The organism is Ruegeria sp. AP11, assembly GCF_056535865.1.
Genome location: NZ_JBQFJB010000001.1, coordinates 835,831 through 856,567, shown reverse-complemented (window position 1 = coordinate 856,567; position 20,737 = coordinate 835,831). Strand labels below are relative to the sequence as shown.

Sequence of the window (20,737 nt, the reverse complement as noted above, 5' to 3'; positions counted from 1 at the left end):
AAGGTTGATCATGGATCGGCCTTCTTAGAGTTGTGGGCTGACAAGTGTCTTTGGTTGAATCCGGGAAGGCATCGCAAGTGTCTGTACAAATGTGTTTTTTGCACATTCGTACCAGGCCATGGGTTTGGCGTGGAAGCGTGGTAGAATGCCCTCACGCGTTTGGGTAAGGGGCCACAATGCGAAAACCAGAAGAGAGTGGCATGACACCCTCAGGACATGCTGGTGAAGGTGAGGTGCGGGCCTTTCTGGAGAACCTGACCGGACCCTCGCGCGGAAACGTGAACTGGCTTGTCGATAAAACCCTAACGGTTTCAGTTGACGATGAAAGGGTGCTAAGCCTTCGACCTAGGGATGACCTGCCTCCCCATGATAACGATATTGCCACCCTACAATGGGCTGACGAAGGTTACACGATAACCGCGTCAGCAGGGCGCAATGTATGGGTAAACGGGCAAAATGCTTCATCGGTTTCTCTGAGGCACGGCGACATGATCGAGTTCGGCGAAAAGGGCCCTATGTCTCGATACAGGTTGTGCGATCACTCATTTCCCGCACACCACACAGTCGAAGATATCCTCAGTGACGCATATGCTTACGCCCGAACAAGCCGTCGACCGTTCGCCAAAAAGATGTCTGGTGCACTGCGCGATAGTGGGCGGCGGCTTGCGTCTCAGACCACGATACTGTTCAGGATCACGGTTCTTGCAACGCTTCTTGTGATCGCGGGGTTTGGGTACCTGCTTTACCAGAACGACCGGCGCTTGGCGGATAGTATCGAACAGGAGTCCCGCAAGATCGAAGCAGTCGCGGTTATGCTTGCTCAGACGCGAGAAGATGCACTTACACCTGATGACCTGGCTTCGTTGCGTGACGCTTTTGAGAACCAGGTTTTGTCGACTGAGCAGCGTCTTGGAACCTTGGAGCAACGGGCGGGGGCATCCACGCGGGTGATAGCTGCCTCTATCCGATCTGTCGCTTTCCTTCAGGGGGCTTACGGTCTGCGCCACGTTGAAAGCGGGAAGATTTTACGGCACGTTGTGGGGCCGGACGGCGAAAACCTGAAAACCCCGTTTGGCCAGCCTTGGATCGAACCGGACGGGACTGGCGAACCCGCAGAGTTTCAGTTCACCGGAACTGGGTTTTTGATCGCTGGTGTCCCGTTGATGGCCACCAACCGCCACGTCGCTTTGCCCTGGACCTCGGGTAAACGAGAAAAAGCGCTGAGCGACGCTGGTCTCAAGCCTGAAATGTTGAGGCTGCTGGCCTATTTGCCTGATCAAACGGAACCAATAGAGGCGCGTTTGGTCCGGTTCAGCGACGTGGCGGATTTGGCGATTTTGGCAGTTGAGCCGAGCCACGCTCAGGACCTCGGAATTCCTTTGGCGGATGCCACGTCGCGCGTAGGTGAAGAGCTGTATCTGTTGGGATATCCAACGGGTTTGAAAGCTTTGATCGCGCAGGCCGGTCCGGGCTTTCTAGAGGAACTGGAAGCAGAAGGAACGTTGAACTTTTGGTCGATCGCGTCCCGGCTTTCCACACAAAGCAAGATTCATCCGCTAGCAAGCCGTGGGATCGTTGCGCGGACAAGTGAGAGCGCCATCGTTTATGACGCTGAGACCACGACCGGTGGGAGCGGAGGACCGGTATTGAATCGGCGTGGTGAGGTCGTTGCCATCAATGCTGCGATCCTGCCCGAGTTCGGTGGTTCCAACATTGGCGTCCCGGTCTCACATCTCAGAGCTCTGCTGGGAGAAGCGGAAAGCCAGTGATCATTCGCTCGTTCGGAAACGCGAGATTTGAACAAAAAACACTGTAGCGAGTGGAACAATCACTGAGATCAGTGCCACGCAGATCAGCAGGTATCCAAGTTGACTGTAGTCCGCGGTTGATGTGATCTCACCGGTCTCAGGGTTGGTGACAGCGCGTGTGACGACAAATGTCTGGTTGAGGTACTTGGTGCTGAGGCTGCTGGCCGACAATGCCATGTTGGTAAACGATGCCATCACTGCAAAAAAAGTGGCTTTCAACTGAACGGGTGCATTGCGGGCGATCCAGGCCAACATCGGGACCATGGCGATCTGCCCAAGCGGGGACTCAACAGCGGTGTCGAGAATGGCAATGAACCTTGCATCGACAACTCCGCTGGTACGCGCTGCCGTCCATTCATGCACGCCGTAATATAGGGCGAGGTTGGGCAGGGCGAGTATGCCTGCGGCGATCGTCAACAATACCACCACATGCGCAATGGAGCGATTGGCCATAAATGGCCGGAGAACGATCAACCCCAACAATGCCAGCAGCGAAGTTAATAGTGCCAGGATTGCCAGGAACTGTTCATCGAACCCCAGTTCATCGATTTCAAACCAAGTCAGGCCTGGTCCCGGCAGAGGAACGGCACGGAAAACAAAAATGATTGTCGCTGTCCCGATTAAGGCTTTGGCTTGGGCCGGTTCCAGCTCTTTGAGTAGGCGCGACATGAGGTACAAGATTACCGCCAGGGAAACCGCAAAGACTGTTTCCTGCGCAAATTCGAAATCAGCGGTTCCCAGCACGATGCTAAGCACAACGAATGCCAGGCCGCCCAGCAATATGGACCATTTGACTTCGGTGACTTCATCCGGTGTGTAGGGCGGGTGGCCCGATCTTATACGCTGACGCTGGATCAAGCTGTGAAGGACGACGCCGCTTACGGACAATACAGGGATAGCCAGAGCTATCAGGTAAACTTGGCCATAAAGTGCAAGACGATCGGGCTTTTGCAAGTCCTCTTTTCCAGAGAAAATCCAGATGTTTACAGCCGCAACCGCGGCAAACCCTGAAATAATGGAAACTCTGCCCAAGGTTTGCATCGTCGTATGCTGAGCACGGGTTTCTTCAGGCGAAAATGGTAGGCCGTTTGGGTCAACCTTTGGCACCGCCTCAACCGTCATGGCGTCGGCAACAACGTCCTGAATGGCATAGCCCGAAGGCGCCAACAGCAACGCGACGACATACCAGTCTTCCAGTGGCATAATGGACGCCATTTGCACGGGAGCGGTCACAAGCCCATACATTGTGAGCAAAGAGAATGTGATCAGGGATGCGCCGAACAGAATCAGCAGGGACTTCCAGCGCCAGAACAGGTCCACGACATGGCCAAGCGGCATTTTGAGGATCCAAGGGATACCGGCCCAAAACGCGAGTCCTGCAACGAAAGAGGCGGATAAATCGAGGTAATCTTTCAGGAAAAAAGCGCCGACGACCGAGGTCAGGCCGGACACGCCGGCCGCAAAATAGACCATCAATGGCGGCAGATAGGACCATTGCAGCTGCTGAACCAGATCCACAAACGTTCTATGCCACCAGGCCGAGAGTTTTGATCCTAGGGAAGTTTGGTCAGTCGTCATATGCCGTGGTAGCTCGTGGAAGCCTTTGGGTCGTTGTATTTAGTTAGAGAAATCCAGATCCGAAAAGCAATGCACTGGTGATCACCCCAAGGATCGGTACCATAAGAGGAACGCGGAAGTGCTTGGCAGCCTCGTCCGGCTGCATCTTCAGCAGGATCAGCGAAATGTTGACAAGTACAAAGACACCCAGAACGATCTGGGATGTGCGCTCTGCCAGAGTACCAATCGGTAAAGTTTGAGTCAGCAGTACGATGATCGCCACGACCAGCAAAGTAGCAACTACTGGTGTCTGCGTTGCTTTAGAGACTATCGCCAGAACCTTCGGCAAATGGTCACGGTCAGCTAGTCCGTAGATCACCCGCGAGGCCATGATCATCTGGATCAGTACTCCGTTGACTGTCGCCACAATCGCGACTGCGGAAAAGCCCTGTTTAATCACCTCGGGGGCGTTTGAAAACACAAGCGCGAGGGGTGCTGCGGACGTCGAAAGAACATCGATCGGAACAACAAGTAGAACGGTCATTGAGGTTCCAAGATACAACACGGTCGCTAGAACGAGCGTTAGCATAATCGCTTTTGGGATGGTGCGCACAGGGTCTTTAACCTCTTCAGCGACATTGGCCATGTCCTCAAAGCCAACAAATGCAAAGAAGGCGAGAAGTGATGCTGCGAAAATGCCTCTCCACGCGTCGAGTTCCAGCGGCGGAAGCATCGAACTGATCCCGTATCCCTGCGGATCTTGGATCGACATGCCCCAGCCAATCACAAAAAGAAGACCTGCGATCTCAATGATCGTGATGACAGCCGCGACAAAGACCGACTCAGTGATCCCCCAAAGCGCGATTAGACCCATGATCAAAACAACACTGATAGTCAAAATAGGGATCGCAAAACCGGTCAAAGCGTGAAGGTATGATGCTGCGCCAATTGCAACGGCAGAAGCGGAGATAACGCCCGAGGCTGCCACCGCAAGCCCAACGAAAACCGCCATCCAGTTTTTCCGAAATCCCGCCTCAACATAGGCTGCTTCACCTGCGCTGACAGGAAATCGAGTTGCGAGTTCTGCATACGAAAGCGCGGTGAGTGATACGACGAGCGCAGCTACAACGAACGACAACGCCGCAAACGGTCCGGCAATGTCTGCTGTTGCACCGACTAAAACGTAAATGCCCGCTCCGACCGTTACCCCAAGGCCATAAAGCGTGAGCAACGGGGTAGTAAGGGCCCGTCTGAGTTTCTGTTCGTTTGGATCAACAGGGTTCATAAGTGATTTCCGCCAACTGCCCATTCCGAACGTCGTCAGTGGCGTCCTTCTCTTTTTGTCTCGATTGGCGCAGCGACTTAATCCTTTGGTCAAAGCTGCACCGAATGCCTTGTGTCTCAACGTCTGGGCGCATTGGGCGCCAATCAACTAACTGAGGGCTCGCCATCACTCCTGCCGAGCCCCCGTGGGTGGAACCTCCACTCCTTCAAAATTCCGTTCACCTTTGTGTTTACTTGGGGACAGGACGGTGAACGTAGAATATGTTGAAACATTCGAATTTCACTATGTAGTTCATGTTGGTGCTTTGATCTATGTCAATCAACTCGCGGCGTCGGGTCTGCGAGGCTGAACGCAAACCAACTGTCGTTTGTCGTCGAACTTAAAGGCAAAGCAAACGTGTTAGTCGGTGTGAGATTTAGGGTGGAAAGCTATTCGTGATGTTTTGGAACCTGTTACCAGCCTTGGGCGGCATCGGCCTGTTCCTTGTCGGAATGCTGTTGATGACGGACGGATTGAAGGCTTTGGCAGGGGCGCGACTGCGGGATATTTTGGGCCGGTTCACGTCGACACCGTTTACCGGGGCCGTAACAGGCGCGGTCACGACAGCTGCAATCCAATCTTCCAGTGCGACCACCGTTGCGGCCGTCGGATTTGTCGCGTCTGGTCTGCTCACGTTTCCCCAAGCGCTTGGGATCATCTTTGGGGCCAATATCGGAACGACCATGACAGGTTGGCTCGTCGCGCTCTTGGGGTTCAAGTTAGACTTGGGGCAAGTGATGTTGCCAGTTGTTTTTATTGGGGCTTTGCTGGCGCTTTCGGGAAGAAAAACAGTTTCCGGCCTCGGACTGGCGTTGGCCGGGTTCAGTTTGATTTTCATTGGGATCGAGCAGCTCAAGTCCGGGCTTGACGCGTTTCGCGGCGTAGTTACCCCTGCCGATTTTCCGCCAGATACACTGCTAGGCAGGCTGAAGCTTGTATTGATCGGCGTCCTGATAACGATGGTGACGCAGTCTTCGAGCGCTGGCGTCGCGACAGCATTGGCTGCGTTAAGCGCTGGTGCTGTGAACTTCCCTCAAGCGGCGGCACTTGTCATTGGAATGGACGTGGGGACGACTTTCACCGCTGTTCTGGCCACCTTTGGTGGGGGCACTATGGCTCGCCGCACCGGTTTTGCTCATGTGATCTACAACGTGATGACGGGTATAATGGCATTTTTCCTGCTGGGGCCGTTTACTTCGGTCTTTGTAAGCGGGGCGGGGGCAGGAAATTCTCTGACTGCGCTTGTCGCGTTCCATAGTTTCTTCAACGCCATAGGCGTGGCGCTGATCTTGCCGTTCGCGAAACCCTTCGCCAGATTTGTCGAGGCGCTTGTACCCGACAGAGGTGCTGAGTTAACGAGATCTTTGGATCCTCTCGTCCTCGGGATGCCGGAAATAGCTGTGGATGCAGCAAAAGCTGCAGTCGAACGTGTTGTAAGGGCCGAAGTGGCGCACCTTCGGTCATGTATTGAGGTATCGCAGTCAAGCGGAGCCGACTATGGGCGGGAGAACATTGAGACTGCTGTATCCGAAGCGCGCTCGTACCTAGACAAGATAGAACCGTCCAGCAGGTCCGATGTAGAGTTATCCAACATCAAGGGTATGTACCATATCCTCGATCATCTTGACCGGCTGCTTTACCGGTGTAGCCAAGATGATCGGATAAGCGAGTTACCAAAAGACCGGCGTTTGAAACGGCTTGCTTCGGTGATGATTGCAGCAACTGATGGTTACTTGGAAGTCGACAATCCAGTGAAGTGTGAAAGTTCGCTGAACCGCGTTCGCCGTTTTCTGCGGCGACAGAGGAAACTTCGCAGAGACTTGCTCATCTCCGACGCTGCGACTGACAGTCTGCCGGATGAAGTGGTCTGGGCTCGCTTGGATGCCCTCAGATGGTTGCATCGCGTGTCTTATCACCTCTGGCGAATTCGTTGGCATTTGAACGCATTGGAAGGTGTGCCGTCTGGGCGCAAGGGTGGTGGGGTCGATGACGAGGTGGCGTAGTTGGAGGCCGGGCTGGATTAGATTCGGCGCGCGCTCAAACGCTATTTGACTGAAACGCCAATGTTCGTACTGGTGCGAACAACATGAGCAAGGTCAAAGACGTTCCCTAGCTACACCGTTTAATAAGATCTTCATCCGGGGCAGCGAATTGGAGGAGCATATGCAGATTGTTCGCGGGATTTTACTGGCACTGTTGTTCACGGGGCCTGCACTAGCGCAGGAGGTCAGCGTCAGTGAGGGAAGTGATTTGTACCGGACGTATTGCTGGCAATGTCACGGTTTCGAAGCGACCGGAGACGGACCAATGGCCGAAATGCTGGCTATTCGAACACCCGACCTAACCAAATTGGCGGGCGAAAACGACGGTGTGTTTCCGATAGATCGCATAGCTGAACAGATTGATGGTCGTTCACAATTGCTCGCCCATGGCGGCGAAATGCCAATCTTTGGCGCGGTGTTTGAGACAGACCAACAAATCGCAGTGGCTCTACCTAATGGGCAACCTATGATGGTAGGCCTGCCGTTGGCGAATTTGCTCGCCTTCCTTGAGTCGATCCAGTCTGAATAGTCACTGACCAATCTGCTAGTCCGTGTCAGCCGTGCGTTTGATTGACATGAGAGTCAGTGGCGGCCCCAACACCTCGAAGACCACAGTACTGGCTAGAGTAAAGGCCATGATCGACGCGGCCCAATGCGGAAATTGTTCTCCAGCTACAAGGGCCATACCTACCGCGACACCAGCCTGTGGCAACAAAGCGGGACCGTACCAGCGGGTCTGACGGCGAGGCAGGCCGCCCAGTTTTGCTCCGCAGTAACCTCCGACAAGGCGGGCCACGGCACGCAAGAATAGGAAAAGAGCACCAGCCCAGCCCATCAAACCGAAGGCTTCAATTTCCAACGTGGCGCCAGCCAGTAGGAAGAACAAAATCATGAACGGCCACTGAATATGTTCGATCTCGTGAAAAGCACGATCATGATGGCGGGCAAGATTCCCGATCACTGCGCCCGCAACCATGCCTGCGACCAAGAATGAAACCTCCAGCCAAAGCGCGAGGCCCGCTGTAAGAAAGACTATTCCCACTGCTTCTGCCTGCATTGGCTCTCCCGGTTTCAAGCGGCCAGTCAGGTAAGCGGATGGCACGCCTAGTGCGGAACCCAACAAAATAGCCCCTCCGAAATCCCAAATCGCCGTGGTCGTGACTGTGGCCCAACCATCCGAATGACCGGCCAGAACTAAGGCGATGCTGAAAACTAACAGACCCCAAGCGTCATCAATTGCGACGACGCCCTTTAATGTCTCGGTGAAGCTGTTGGACACCCCAGATTGATTGATCACGTCTGTCATTGCGGCCGGAGCTGTAGCCGTAGCAATTGCCGCCAGCACCAACGCCAACCCGAAGGGTACGCCAATTGCGGTCAGTCCGGCAGACACAATAACAAGGGTTGCCACCACGATTGAAACCGAAATCGTCAGAATGGCTCGGCCATGTTGGACCAGGTTCTCGCGAGTCAAAGATCCTCCAAGAAGAAACGCGACCATCGTCAAGGCCACAATGGATATCTCGTCGAACCACATTGCAACGTCGGGTGGGATCAACCCCATTCCGGCGTTCCCGGCGATCAGACCGAGGAAAAGCAAGGTTGTAACACGAGGAAGATGCGTGGCCCGACCAAATTGATCGGCTGCCAATCCGGCAAGGAAGAGGACACCAAGGGTAATCAGAAAGCCGGCAACGTGCATAGAAAACCAAGCGTTAAGTTCTTGTCTAGATTACTCTAACTCCAACCCTGCCTGCTAGGAACCGGTGTCGGAGAGAATGCGAGCGCCCTGTCGCGGTCTAAGCCGAGAGTGCTAAAGATAAGGGTAATTGATCTGTATTAAGGCGAAAGCATGCCGCAGGTGGCACAATAGCTTATTCAGGAAATGAGGAGGAATTTTCGATGCCGAGAAAGAAATCTAGCACAAATAGCCCGACCTCACTTGTGGATGTTTTCAAGCAAATGCAGCCGCCCATGTCTGGTAATCCGGCCTTCGGTGCCCAGATCGAACAGTTTTGGGACGCACAAGAAAAATTGCTCGAAGAAACAGAGGCCTTTGCACAGCATTGGTTCGAACGGCGTCATGAGGCGGTTCGAACGGCTCTAAAAGCTGCACGCAAAGTGTCTTCCGCGCACCCGTCCGATCCCTCTAAAGCCGTTCAGAGCATGTCGGAGTGGCAGCGCCATTCGGCGGAGCGGTTGGTTGCTGACGCTCAGGAATGGTTCGAAACCGTGTCCCGTTGTGCATCTTATTTCGCTGAAACCGAAGCTGAAGCTGTTGAGAAAACAGTTGATGAGGTTGTAGCCGCTACAAAGAGCGCGGGGAAATCTTCAAAGTCCGAGCCTGTATAGGTTTCCTGCTGCCGAGGAACCAAACTGGAATCATCGGAGCAGTAGATAGGAGGTCAAATGTACAAGAATATCCTGATCCCGGTTGCTCTGGACCAAGAACACGACACACAAGCGTCGTTTGAAGCCGCGCGCCAATTGGCTAATGCGGACGCTGTATTCACCGTGATACACGTCCAAGAACCAATTCCGGCGTATGTAGGGTCTCAGATTCCCAGCGAAGTACTTGCCAATACGCGGCATGAAATCCTGGAAAACCTGCATCAAACTGCTTCAGAAATTCCAGGCGCGAAGGCTCGGCTCATCTCTGGGCACGCGGGTAGGGCTATTGTCGACTTCGCAAATGAGAGCGATGCGGATTGCATCGTCTTGGCTTCGCACAAGCCTGGTTTTGAGGACATATTTTTAGGTTCCACTGCTAACAGAGTCGTGCATCACGCCAGGTGCTCGGTTCATGTAATTCGTTGAGCCAATGTTAGCGGTGTGGCTTCCTTTTTGAGTGGCTCGATACTTAGTGAGCCAAATCAGATCAAGAGAATTGACCGCTGAGCCAAAGAACCCTTGGACTGCAGCTTGCCTGCGGTTTCGAATTAATTAGAACGCTGGATTTCTTTATTGTGAAGAGCAGTTGCTGGTCGGTCGCTTGGACGCTTTCGACACTTGGGTTGCTTCGGAGCATCAGATTGTGTTTCGAGATGTAGTCTACTTTCCTTTTCTTCGAAGGACGGTTGTTCGATGAAGGCCAAATCCTGCTCCCGCAACCAATCTTCTAGGTCGGAAAACAAACACTTAGCCTCGCATCACGCGGGGCTTTTTGCGTTCTGAGCTTCCGCGCCCAGTGCTACACCAGCGCTACGCCAAAGAGCAAAGTTATTCTTTTGAAAGCATCATAAGCTAGTTGATCAGAGGCTATTTAGGGGTCGGATGCAACGCTTACGATTGATGTGTGCTGGAATTTCGGCGAGCTACATCGCCTCTATGGTATGCGCGAGGCCGTTTCGGATGTGGGCTTCCAGCAGTCTCTTCGCCGTATCCGCGTCTCTGGCCAATGCGGCATCGAACATGCCCTTGTGTTCCTTGACAGCCTCTTCGCCGCGATAGGTAAGCACGAGCATCTGATAGCGAAGGTATTTGTCGTAAATGATCGAGTGCAGAGACAGAAGGTTCCTGGAGTTACAGGCAGCAATCATTGCCTGATGAAACTCCCAATCATACCGTTTCCAGGTTTCTTTCTCGGATTCGTCGCCCTTGAGAAGCTGCTGTTCCATCAGGTGCAGTTTGTGGTGTGCCGCGACAAGGTTGCCTTCCCAATCCGTGTCGCCGTTCGCGATCGACAACTCCAATGCGTGACACTCCAATAGGACGCGCAGCTCTGCTATCTCAGTCAGGTCTTCGCGAGAGACCGGCGTAACAAGGAAACCCCGTTGCTCGGGGGCTTCGACAAATCCATCGCTGGCAAGCCTGTTCAGGGTCTCACGAAGTGTCGAAAGGCTTGCCGAGTAGCGATCCTTCAAGGCGTCCAGCTTCAGTTTGGATCCGGGTTGCAGCTCTCCGAAGATGATATCCCGCTTGATGCGCTGATAGGTGCTTGCGCCAATTGTAGACGGCTGTTTCGCCATGCGTTTCACCTGACATTCCTTGTTTCCTCTTTCAACTACCATTTCCCGAAGTCATCAGCAATCCAAACTGATGTATGGTAAAAATAAAAATATCATACATTATTGCGGAATCGTAAAAACCCCAATACGGTCATGCCAAGTTGAGCAAACCAGCTCAGTCGCAAACATTGACCTCTGGGTAATTCCAAGTAGCCGGAAGGAAGCAAAGTGTCTCAGAACTTTCGCATTGCCATCATTGGCATCGGTCTTGTTGGGCGCCGCCACGCGGATGCAATCCGGGCGTTGCGTAATGTCGATCTCGTTGCGGTCGTCGATCCCAGCGCTGAAGGCCGTGCATATGCCTCTGAGCATGGGGTGACATGCTATGAAACCCTTGAGGAGATGTTTGCAAACCAGTCACCGGATGGGGCCGTGCTTGCCACTCCTACGACGCTGCATGTTGAACAAGGCCTCACCTGTGTTCGGCACGGGTGCCCGGTTTTGGTCGAAAAACCTATTGCCGTGGAAGCCATCGCAGCATTGGAACTTGTTCAGGCTGCCGAGAAATCAAATGTGCCGCTCATGGTTGGACATCATCGCCGGTACAATCCTCTGATCAAGTCCGCCAAAGAGGCGATAGCAAACGGGTGGATCGGCGACGTCCGCGCTGTCCACGCGAATTGCTGGTTTTACAAACCGGACGCGTATTTCGACGCCGCGCCATGGCGTAAGAAATCCGGTGCGGGCCCAATATCGGTCAATCTCGTCCATGACGTTGACCTCTTGCGGTATCTTGCCGGTGAGGTGGTGACAGTCCAAGCGCAATCGGCAGTTTCCCGGCGCGGTTACGACAATGAGGATGTTGCAGGGGCCTTGCTGACCTTCGAAGGCGGGGCGATCGGGACCATTACCGTGTCCGACAGTATTGTCGCTCCGTGGAGTTGGGAGATGACGTCGCAGGAATATCCGATTTATCCGTCCACCAGCGAAAGCAGCTATATGATTGGCGGTTCTCATGGATCGCTATCTGTCCCTGATCTTCGTTTGTGGAGCTATAAAGAGGAGCAGCGCGACTGGTGGACCCCGATCTCGTCCACGGCGCTGAAGAAGGGGGCCTCTGACCCACTGGTCAATCAACTCAGGCACTTTGTCGAAGTGGCACGGCACGAAGCAGAACCGATTATGTCCGGGTGGGAAGGCCTGAGAACGCTTCAAGTCATTGAAGCTATACAAAATTCTTGCCGGACTGGAAAAACCGTACGGATCGAAAGTCTTCAGCAAATGCAAGGCGAGAGAGTACCTGTAGGATAAAATATCAGATATTTTGCAAAAAATCTTGCAAAAATCCCAAAATAGGTCAAAACTCGGAATCGTCAAAAAAGAAACGTCATGATGTCTCAGGGAGGAGCGAAGTGATTAACAAACTTACCCGCCGGGCTGCTGTATCAGCCCTGGTCGCAACCGGTGTTCTGTTCAGCGCAACAACTGGCGCGCTGGCGCAGGACAAAGTACAACTTCGTATGGCAACGTCTGGATCGGAAACCGATCAGCGTTCGGTCGCCATGGCCGAGGTTTTCGCGCCGATGGTTGCCGATTTCGCAAGCTATGAACCCAGCTATAACGGCACGATCTTTGCGCAGGGCACCGAACTTGACGCCATCAGCCGGGGCAATCTGGAAATGTCGATCACCTCGGCGCAGGAACTGGCACAGTTCTTCCCCGAGTTTTCGATCTTTACCGCCGGATACGTTCATCAGGACGCGGCGCATCAGGTAGCGGTCTTCAACGATCCCCTGATGGATGCCTTCAAGCAAAAGGCCGAGGACGAATTGGGCGTCAAACTGCTGTCGGTCATGTATCTGGGCCGTCGACAGGTGAACCTGCGCCAGCCCAAGGATGAGCTGACTGTGTCTACACCTGCCGATCTGGAAGGTGTGAACCTGCGGATGCCGGGCACCGACGCATGGCAGTTCCTCGGCAAGGCGCTGGGTGCCGCCCCAACGCCAATGGCGTTCTCGGAAGTTTACACCGCGCTGTCGACCGGCGCTGTTGATGGGCAGGACAATCCTCTGCCGACCGTTGTGGATGCCAAGTTCTATGAAGTGACCAATCAGATCGTTCTGACGTCGCATCTGGTTGACCTGAACTATATCGCCATCGGCAAAGAGGTTTGGGACGGGCTGACACCGGAGCAGCAGGAAAAAGTTCAGGCCGCAGCGGATGCAGCGGCTGAGTCGGGCCGCCAGAAACAGCTTCAGAAAGAAGAAGATCTGGTCAGCTTCCTGAAAGAGCAGGGCATGGAGATCTACGAACCAGATCTCGCAGCATTCCGCGATCAGGTACAGTCGATGTATCTTGAAAGCGAGTTTGCCGGGGCATGGCCCGAGGGCGTTCTGGATCAGATCAACGCGCTGGGCAACTAAGTCCGCCAAGACAAGGGAGGGAGAACCACGATGAAAGGCTTTCTAAAGGGGTTCTCCCGACTGACCGAAGCGATTGCCGGCGGGATGCTGGCGGCAATCTTCCTGATCTTTCTTCTGCAAATTCTCTTGCGCTACTTCTTCACCCCCGCCGGCTGGACGCTTGAGCTGATCGGCATCCTCTGGGTCTGGGTGATCTTCTTCAGCTGCGCCTTCATTGTGCGCGAGCGGGATCATGTGAAGTTCGACATTATCTATCTTTCGGTCCCCATGCGTGTGCGTCAGGTCTTTGCGATGCTGGCCGCCGCAGCGATTGTGGTCGGGATGCTCTACAGTTTCCTGCCGACGTGGGACTACATCGACTGGATGAAAATTCGCAAAACCGCGACCGTGCGCAACCCGTTCTCGGGCGAGAAGGTTCCGCTGCGCACTGTGTTCTCAATCTATGCGGTCTTCATGCTGGTTGTCGCCGCGCGCTATGGGTGGCTGTTCTTTGACATCCTGCGCAATGGCCCGCCAAAGACCGAGCTTGAACTGGTCGTGGGGTACAACGTGGTCGACGATCATCCCCGTGTCGACGTGGAAGACGACGAGGAAGCTGACAAATGAGTTTTGAACTTCTTTCCTGCCTGCTCACACTCTTTGTTCTGGCAGGCATCGGGACACCTATCGGCTATTCCATCCTGCTGGCCTCGTTGATGTATCTCGGCACGGCGGGTCTGGATGTCGCGCTGGCGGGCGAGAAAATCCTGCAGGGCTTCTACAAAAGTACGATCCTGCTTGCCGTGCCTTTGTTCATCGTCGCCGCCAACATCATGAACGCGGGATCGATCACCGACCGCCTGCTGAACTTCTGCGTTGCTGCTGTCGGGCGATTCAAGGGCGGCCTTGGGCACGTCAACGTGGTCGCGTCGCTGATATTTTCCGGAATGTCCGGCTCTGCCGTCGCGGATGCGGCAGGGATCGGCAAGATCATCATCGAGATGATGACCAAGGATGGCCGTTACAGCCGAGGTTATGCTGCTGCGATCACCGCGGCGTCGGCGACGATCGGCCCGATCATTCCGCCCTCGATCCCGATGGTTCTGTATGCGCTGGTCTCGAAGGCGTCTATCGGGTCGCTGTTCCTTGCTGGCATTCTGCCTGGCCTGATCATGGGCGTCGTCCTCATGGCGATGAACTATTATCTGGCCGGAAAGCGGAACTTTGCATTGGAAGAACCTGTTCCGCTGCGTGAATTGCCGTCTAAAACCGCCAACGCGTTTCCGGCACTGCTGATGCCCGCAATCCTGCTCTACGGCATTTACGGTGGCGTCACCACGCCGACCGAGGCCGCCGCGGTTGCTGCATTCTACGCTCTGCTGCTGGCAGCGTTGTTCTACCGCGCGCTGACCTTCCGTGGCCTCTATCAGGTCTTCGTCGACAGCGCCCGCTCGTCTGCCGCTGTCGGGGTGGTCATTGGTGGTGCGTTCATTCTGAACTTCATCGTCATTCAGGAGCAAATCCCTCAGTCGATCTCGGCATTGCTGGAGGGTTCGGATGTAAGTCCCATCGTCTTCCTGATCCTCGTGAACCTGCTGATCCTTGCGCTGGGATGCGTATTGGACGCAACGACGATCATCCTGGTGATCGTGCCCCTGTTCATTCCAACCTGCGAAGCGCTTGGCATTGACCTGGTGCATTTCGGAGTGCTGGTCGTTGTGAACTCGATGATCGGCCTGATCACACCGCCCTATGGCATTCTGCTCTTTGTGATCAACGCCGTGACGGACATTCCGCTGCGTGAGATTATCTCGGAAATCTGGGCCTTCCTGGCGGTGCTCATCTTTGCCTTGGTCATCATGATGCTGATGCCCGACCTGGTCCTGTGGCTGCCACGTCTGTTCGGGTATCAGGGCTAATGTGCCTGTCGGTTTCGACAACTTCCATACCCGGCGATCTGGCTGAAAAACTGGATGCCATCGCCGGGGCCGGATTTGATGGCGTCGAGCTGCATGAACCGGATTTGACGGCCTTTGACGGGCCGCCATCGCAAATCCGCGATATTGCATCGGACCTCGGTCTAAAGATCTGCCTGCTTCAACCTTTCCATAATCTCGAGGGCCAGTCCGGCAGTGACCGGCAGCGTGTCTTTGATCGGTTGAAACGCAAACTCGATCTGATGAGCGCGCTGGGCACGGATATGCTGCTGGTCGGCTCCGCGTTTGAGGTTGATCCTGCGGCCACCGAAGATCAAGTGATCGCCGACCTCAGCGAGGCGACCGGGATCGCCAAACAGATGGGGTTGCGCCTGGCCTATATGGGCCTGCCGTGGTCCAATCTCGTCCACTCGGACGCGCAGGCGCTGCGCATCGTTGAGGCGATTGACAGCCCTCATTTCGGGTTGGCTTTGAACTCGTTCTTCTCACTTGCGGACGGCTCGAAACCCGCCGGTCTGCGGGACATTCCCGGAGAGCGGCTGTTCCATGTGCAACTGTCCGATGCGCCCCGACTTGAGATGGATATTCGCAGGCTCAAACGGCACTTCGGGTTGTTGCCCGGGCTCGGATCGCTGAACCTTGCGGGCTTCGTGCGCGTGTTGGCCCGCGCGGGGTATAAAGGGCCTTGGTCAATTGCACGTGTCAATGAAGCGGCGCCGCAACCCGGTGGTCGAACACTGGCCCGAGACAGCTACAGGTCGCTGGTCAACCTTCTGGATGAGGTGTCACGGACCGAGCCTGCCACGGATTTCGGCATCCCGAACCTGCCGGAACGCGTCTACGCGTCAGGCTTTGAATTCGTCGAATTCACTGCCGACGAAACAAGCGGCGCGCAACTGGCGGACATGCTGTCGGCGATGTGTTTTCGAATGGAGCGAAAGCATGTGAGCAAGTCCGTCGAGTTGTGGCGGCAGGGCGCGATAAACATTGTTGTGAACACCGAAAAGGAAGGTTTTGCCCACTCGGCGTTTCTGGGTCACGGTCCCTCTGTGTGCGACATGGGGTTGCGTGTGAAAGACGCGGATCAGACGGTTCAACGCGCGACCGCGTTGGGCGCGCCGGATTTCTCGCAGCCGGTGGGGAGCGGGGAACTGGATATTCCAGCCATCCGCGGCGTCGGCGGCAATGTCGTTCATTTCATCGATGAAAAATCCGACCTGCATCGGGTCTGGGATATCGAGTTCGAGCCGGTTGCCAAAACCAAAGCAACCCAGCCCGCCGGTCTGCGCCGTATCGACCATCTGGCCCAGACGATGCGCCACGAAGAGATGCAAAGCTGGCTGCTCTATTACATCTCGACATTTGAGATGGCGAAGTCGCCCATCGTCAACGTCGCAGACCCGTCGGGCGTCGTGCAAAGTCAGGCCATTGAAAGCCCAGAAGGCGAAGTGCGCCTGAACCTGAACGGGGCCGTTGGGCGCCGAACACTGGCGGCGTCATTCCTTGAAGATGGCTTCGGGGCGGGGGTTCAACACATCGCCTTCCAGACGGACGATATTTTTGAAACCTCAGCTCAGTTGCTCAAATCAGGTTTTCCCAGCCTGTCTATTCCGGAAAACTACTACGCTGATTTGCAAGCGACGTTCGGATTGGATGACGAGATGATCGCGCGACTGCGCAGAGGCAACATTCTTTACGACCAAGCAGTGGATGCGGAGTATTTTCAGATCTACAGCCAACCCATCTTCAACGGCTTCTTCTTCGAAATTGTTGAACGTCGTATGGGCTATGCCGGTTATGGCGCGCGTAACGCACCCATTCGCCTTGCCGCGCAAAGCAAAACCCAGACGGTGACAGAGGTGCAAACATAATGACAAGCGATGAAAATGCCGTGCGCCAATGGTGGCGCACTTCTATCATCGATATGAAACCCGGCCATATCGCGTTTCGCGGCCATCCCATCGAGGACCTGATCGGGAACGTATCCTTTCCCCAGATGATCTGGCTGATGGTGCGGGGTGATCTGCCCAGCGATGCACAGGCGTGTCTGTTCGAGGCTGCTCTGGTCGCAGGTGTAGATCACGGCCCACAGGCCCCTTCGATTGCGGCTGCGCGTATGGCGGCTACATGCGGGGTTGGTCTCAATAACGCAATGGCGACGGCGGTGAACATGCTGGGCGATGTGCACGGTGGGGCAGGGGAGCAATGTGCCGAGCTTTACTATGATATTGCGGCCCGCATGGATGCTGGGGCATCGCTGAATGACGCCGTTCAAAGTGGACTGGACGCCTGGCGCGAGATCTATGGCAAGATCGTCTCGGGCTTTGGTCACAGGTTCCACAAGCCCGTGGACCCCCGCGCGCCCCGATTGATGCAGCTTGTGCGCGAGGCCGCAAAAGAGGGCACCGTTTCCGGTCGCTTTGCGGAAATCGGCGAAGAGGTTCAGGCCGAGCTTGGCCGCCAACGCGGCGGTCGGCCGATTGCCATGAATATCGACGGCGCGACAGCCGTGATTTTCTGTGAACTCGGCTTCCCTGCGCCCTTGTCGCGAGGGTTGTTCTGCCTCTCCCGCTCGGTCGGAATACTCGCCCACGCGTGGGAGCAGATGGGGCAGGGTGGTCGCAACAAAGGGCCCATGCCCCCGAAATACCTACCCCTTTACGAAGACAGGAATGATGACACGTGAGACATCGAAATCCTTCCGGGTCGGCCTTATCGGCTGTGGTCGTATCAGCGATATCTATCTAAAAACACTATCAAAATTTTCGAACGTCGAGGTTGCGGCTTGCGCAAGCCTCGATCCTTCGGAAAGCCGCGCCAAGGCGGATCAATACGGCATAGCCAAGGCCTGCACGCCGGATGAGGTGTTTGACGATCCGACGATTGACTGCGTTCTGAACCTGACAATTCCGGCGGCGCATGCCGAAATCAGTCTGCGCGCGTTGGAGGCGGGCAAACATGTCTATTCCGAAAAGCCGCTGGTCATGAATCGAACGGATGGAAAGGCGATCCTGCACATGGCCACTGAAAAGGGGCTATTGGTCGGTTGCGCGCCCGACACGTTTCTGGGCGGTCGTTGGCAGACCGTTCGGCGTTTGATCGATGAAGGCGCCATCGGCAAACCAACAGGAGTATTTGCCCATGTCGGAACGCATGGCACGGAACGTCATCACCCCAATCCGGATTTTTATTACAAGGCCGGTGGTGGCCCTTTGCTGGACCTTGGACCTTACTACCTGACGGCGATGATTTGTTGTCTAGGGCCCGTTGACCGGGTCGCCGGAATGGCCCGTCGCACCTTTGACAAGCGGATGATCGAAAACGGTCCACGCAATGGTGAATGGATGGATGTCGAGGTCGACACACATTCCCTGAGCCTGTTGCAGTTTTCGTCCGGTGCCATTGGGTCAATGACAATGAGTTTTGATGTCTGGGACAGCGAAACACCCCGGTTCGAGATCTATGGCGAAGACGGAACCATCAGCATTCCTGACCCTGACCCGGTTCATGGTGCCAACATCTTTCAAGGCGATGTCTGGCTAAAAACGCGGGATACCTCGCGTTGGTCTCATCAGCCCCGTCCGACCGGTCGCGAAGACTGGCAGGTGGTTGAAAACAAACATGGGTTCAATGAAGACAGCCGCGGTCTCGGTCTGTTGGATCTCGCCTTGGCGGCGCAAGAAGGACGCCAACCCCGTGCAAGTGGTGCGCTGGCCTACCACGTGTTCGAGGTCATGGACGCGATTGAACGGGCACCAAAATTCGGGGCGTATCAGACAATAGAAAGCAGCTGCGAGGCACCAGATCCCCTGCCGATCAATTTCTTGAAAGACCAGATGAAGGAGCTGGCCCATGCCGGTTGAAACATTGGATTTCGCTCAACCGTTCTTTTGTGTGCAGCATGTCACGGGCGAAGATAACCTGTCGGTCGAAGGACGCGCCATCGTTCTGAATCTTGGTGAACAGGATTTCACCGTCGAGGATCAATCCGTCGCGCCGCTTTCATCTGTGATTGTACAAGCCAGTGTTTTGAACAACGTGGAGCGCGCGGTGATAATTCGCGACTTTGACGCCCACGGTGATGACGACGCGCTTTTCGCACAGGCGAAAGCTACGTGGCCTTCTGCCTTTGATGTCCGACAAGAGGAACGCTTGCGCGGTGTCAGCCATTACATGTCGCCGAAGGTCTTCGTTGGTAACGTCGGACTGACCATGTACCATTCCGGTTCGGTGCCGCTGAATGTCGGATTGCACAAGGATCATCCGTTCTGCCCGGTGCCGGGGTTCCGCGAAGTGCATACGCAGATCGTTGGCTTTGGCAAAATGCAGCAATGCCGCGAACGGGATGTTGAGACCCTGTATCTCGAAGAATTCATGACCCCGGGGACGACGCACAAGCCGATGTACGACGCCGAAGGCAACTATCCCTGGCATCAATACGAGACGATTACCCCCGGCATTTTCATGGCGGTTGAAATACTGCCTGAAGGCGCGTGGGTTCCCGGAATGGAGGTTCAGAATGGCTGAGAAGCTTCTACCCGACGACCTGAATTTCGACGGTCCTTTCCCCCGGCTGTCTCGCCGTTTACGGCTGGGCGTTGTTGGCGGTGGGCGTATCTCGGTCACGCAAGCAACGGCTGCGCGGATGACCGATCGTTGGGAAGTCGCTGCAGGCGCGCTCAGTTCAGATGCCGAGCGCAGCAAGGCGCGCGGGGCCGAGTGGTTCCTGCCGGCCGACCGGTGCTATGCGTCGTTCGAAGAGATGGCACAGGCTGAGGCGGCGCGCCCGGATGGCGTCGATGCTGTGATGATCACTACCCCGAACCACGTTCATTTCGACGCGGCCAATGCGTTTCTTGAGGCGGGCATTGACGTGCTGTGCGACAAGCCCCTGACCAATGAGGTCACTGAGGCCGAGGGGCTTGAGGAGATCACCGCGCGCACGGGGCAGGTCTTTGCTGTCGGCTATGCGATGTCGTGTTTTCCAGTGATCCGTCAGGCCAAACAAATCGTCGCCGAGGGAGGCATCGGCAAGATCAACCAGATCCATGTTGAGTTCATGCAAGACTGGATGACGCCGGAAGATGTGGCGGATGCGCCCCATGTCAAATGGCGGCTGGACCCCAAGATTTCAGGTCCGACCAGTTGTGTCGGCGATATCGGCACCCATGCCGCGCATTTGGCCAGTTTTGTCTCGGGCCTGCCGATGACCGATCTGCGGGCCGAGTTCCATGTCTGCGGCGCGCCAAAGCCTTTGGAAGACACAGTGTTCATGTTCACTCGATATCAAAACGAGGTTCCGGGAACCCTGATGGCAACGCGCCTTGCCCCCGGGAATCGGGGTGGGTTGCGGTTGCGGATCTTCGGCAGCGAAGGAGGGCTGGAGTGGGACCTGGAGAATTCGGAACAGCTGAAGTTCAATCGGTTCGGTGAGCCGGATCGTATCATCAGCCGAGGTCACGGGCATGGCATCGGCCCCGGCGCGGAACGTCTGATCCGTACTGCGCGCGGCTTCCCCGAAGGGATTATCGAAGCCTGGGCCAATCTCTATACGGAATTTGCGATGGCCGTCGCCGCGCGTCGGGATGGCGTTACGGTTCCGGCCGATTGGCTTACTTATCCCAGCGTCGATCAAGGCGCAGACGGCGTTCGATTCATAGATGCCTCTGTGCGCTCGCATCAGTCCGGAGGTGACTGGGTCGCGATCTAAAGCTCTGCCA

General features: G+C 55.5%; 18 protein-coding genes. 14 read left to right on the top strand and 4 right to left on the bottom strand.

Going from position 1 to position 20,737, the window contains the following annotated elements:
- The first annotated feature begins 200 nt into the window (after positions 1–200).
- A complete protein-coding gene (locus tag ACR3E4_RS04300) occupies positions 201–1,769 on the top strand; it encodes a trypsin-like peptidase domain-containing protein (protein ID WP_480535559.1) in 1,569 nt (522 codons plus the stop codon).
- On the opposite strand, the gene ACR3E4_RS04295 is transcribed toward ACR3E4_RS04300, so the two are convergent.
- Complete coding sequence (locus tag ACR3E4_RS04295; RefSeq protein ID WP_480535560.1) at positions 1,770–3,386, bottom strand: MFS transporter; 1,617 nt, start codon at positions 3,384–3,386, stop codon at positions 1,770–1,772. It lies immediately after the preceding gene.
- 43 nt (positions 3,387–3,429) lie between these two features.
- Entirely contained in the window at positions 3,430–4,650 is a 1,221-nt protein-coding gene (locus ACR3E4_RS04290; protein ID WP_480535562.1) for an APC family permease, read from the bottom strand.
- A gap of 437 nt (positions 4,651–5,087) precedes the next feature.
- Here ACR3E4_RS04290 and ACR3E4_RS04285 point away from each other — a divergent pair, with 437 nt between their 5' ends.
- Positions 5,088–6,692, top strand: a complete 1,605-nt coding sequence (locus tag ACR3E4_RS04285; protein WP_171126440.1) for a Na/Pi cotransporter family protein — start codon at positions 5,088–5,090, stop codon at positions 6,690–6,692.
- Between the two features lie 160 nt (positions 6,693–6,852).
- The gene (locus tag ACR3E4_RS04280; RefSeq protein WP_480535565.1) at positions 6,853–7,260 is read left to right on the top strand and encodes a c-type cytochrome; all 408 of its coding nucleotides are present in this window, start codon (positions 6,853–6,855) and stop codon (positions 7,258–7,260) included.
- Between the two features lie 15 nt (positions 7,261–7,275).
- Here the strand turns inward: ACR3E4_RS04280 and ACR3E4_RS04275 are convergent, their stop codons facing one another.
- Entirely contained in the window at positions 7,276–8,433 is a 1,158-nt protein-coding gene (locus ACR3E4_RS04275; RefSeq protein WP_480535567.1) for a cation:proton antiporter, read from the bottom strand.
- A 200-nt stretch (positions 8,434–8,633) separates the two neighbouring features.
- Here ACR3E4_RS04275 and ACR3E4_RS04270 point away from each other — a divergent pair, with 200 nt between their 5' ends.
- Both ACR3E4_RS04270 and ACR3E4_RS04265 read left to right on the top strand, forming a co-directional pair.
- A complete protein-coding gene (locus ACR3E4_RS04270; RefSeq protein WP_480535568.1) occupies positions 8,634–9,083 on the top strand; it encodes a phasin family protein in 450 nt (149 codons plus the stop codon).
- Positions 9,084–9,140: 57 nt separating this feature from the next.
- On the top strand, positions 9,141–9,548 hold the full coding sequence (locus ACR3E4_RS04265) for a universal stress protein (protein ID WP_480535569.1): 408 nt from the start codon (positions 9,141–9,143) through the stop codon (positions 9,546–9,548).
- 497 nt (positions 9,549–10,045) lie between these two features.
- On the opposite strand, the gene ACR3E4_RS04260 is transcribed toward ACR3E4_RS04265, so the two are convergent.
- Positions 10,046–10,699 (bottom strand): GntR family transcriptional regulator, encoded by a 654-nt coding sequence (locus tag ACR3E4_RS04260; protein WP_480535570.1) that lies wholly within the window; start codon positions 10,697–10,699, stop codon positions 10,046–10,048.
- Positions 10,700–10,906: 207 nt separating this feature from the next.
- On the opposite strand from ACR3E4_RS04260, the gene ACR3E4_RS04255 reads away from it, so the two are divergent.
- The 9 genes from ACR3E4_RS04255 to ACR3E4_RS04215 all read left to right on the top strand — a co-directional run bounded on the left by ACR3E4_RS04255 (position 10,907) and on the right by ACR3E4_RS04215 (position 20,727).
- Entirely contained in the window at positions 10,907–11,989 is a 1,083-nt protein-coding gene (locus ACR3E4_RS04255; protein WP_480535572.1) for a Gfo/Idh/MocA family protein, read from the top strand.
- 101 nt (positions 11,990–12,090) lie between these two features.
- Positions 12,091–13,101: a TRAP transporter substrate-binding protein DctP gene (dctP, locus tag ACR3E4_RS04250; protein ID WP_480535574.1), complete on the top strand. Its 1,011-nt coding sequence runs from the start codon at positions 12,091–12,093 to the stop codon at positions 13,099–13,101.
- A 30-nt stretch (positions 13,102–13,131) separates the two neighbouring features.
- A complete protein-coding gene (locus tag ACR3E4_RS04245) occupies positions 13,132–13,707 on the top strand; it encodes a TRAP transporter small permease (protein ID WP_480535575.1) in 576 nt (191 codons plus the stop codon).
- A complete protein-coding gene (locus ACR3E4_RS04240; RefSeq protein WP_480535577.1) occupies positions 13,704–14,999 on the top strand; it encodes a TRAP transporter large permease in 1,296 nt (431 codons plus the stop codon). The genes ACR3E4_RS04245 and ACR3E4_RS04240 overlap by 4 nt, the downstream gene beginning before the upstream one ends.
- Positions 14,999–16,888 carry a bifunctional sugar phosphate isomerase/epimerase/4-hydroxyphenylpyruvate dioxygenase family protein gene (locus ACR3E4_RS04235; RefSeq protein WP_480535578.1) on the top strand — a complete coding sequence of 630 codons (1,890 nt, stop codon included), beginning with the start codon at positions 14,999–15,001 and terminating at the stop codon, positions 16,886–16,888. Before ACR3E4_RS04240 ends, ACR3E4_RS04235 begins: the two co-directional genes overlap by 1 nt.
- The gene (locus ACR3E4_RS04230) at positions 16,888–17,703 is read left to right on the top strand and encodes a citryl-CoA lyase (protein WP_480535579.1); all 816 of its coding nucleotides are present in this window, start codon (positions 16,888–16,890) and stop codon (positions 17,701–17,703) included. The genes ACR3E4_RS04235 and ACR3E4_RS04230 overlap by 1 nt, the downstream gene beginning before the upstream one ends.
- Positions 17,693–18,880: a Gfo/Idh/MocA family protein gene (locus tag ACR3E4_RS04225; protein ID WP_480535581.1), complete on the top strand. Its 1,188-nt coding sequence runs from the start codon at positions 17,693–17,695 to the stop codon at positions 18,878–18,880. Before ACR3E4_RS04230 ends, ACR3E4_RS04225 begins: the two co-directional genes overlap by 11 nt.
- Positions 18,870–19,544: a hypothetical protein gene (locus ACR3E4_RS04220; protein ID WP_480535582.1), complete on the top strand. Its 675-nt coding sequence runs from the start codon at positions 18,870–18,872 to the stop codon at positions 19,542–19,544. Before ACR3E4_RS04225 ends, ACR3E4_RS04220 begins: the two co-directional genes overlap by 11 nt.
- A complete protein-coding gene (locus ACR3E4_RS04215) occupies positions 19,537–20,727 on the top strand; it encodes a Gfo/Idh/MocA family protein (protein WP_480535583.1) in 1,191 nt (396 codons plus the stop codon). The genes ACR3E4_RS04220 and ACR3E4_RS04215 overlap by 8 nt, the downstream gene beginning before the upstream one ends.
- Positions 20,728–20,737 lie beyond the last annotated feature (10 nt).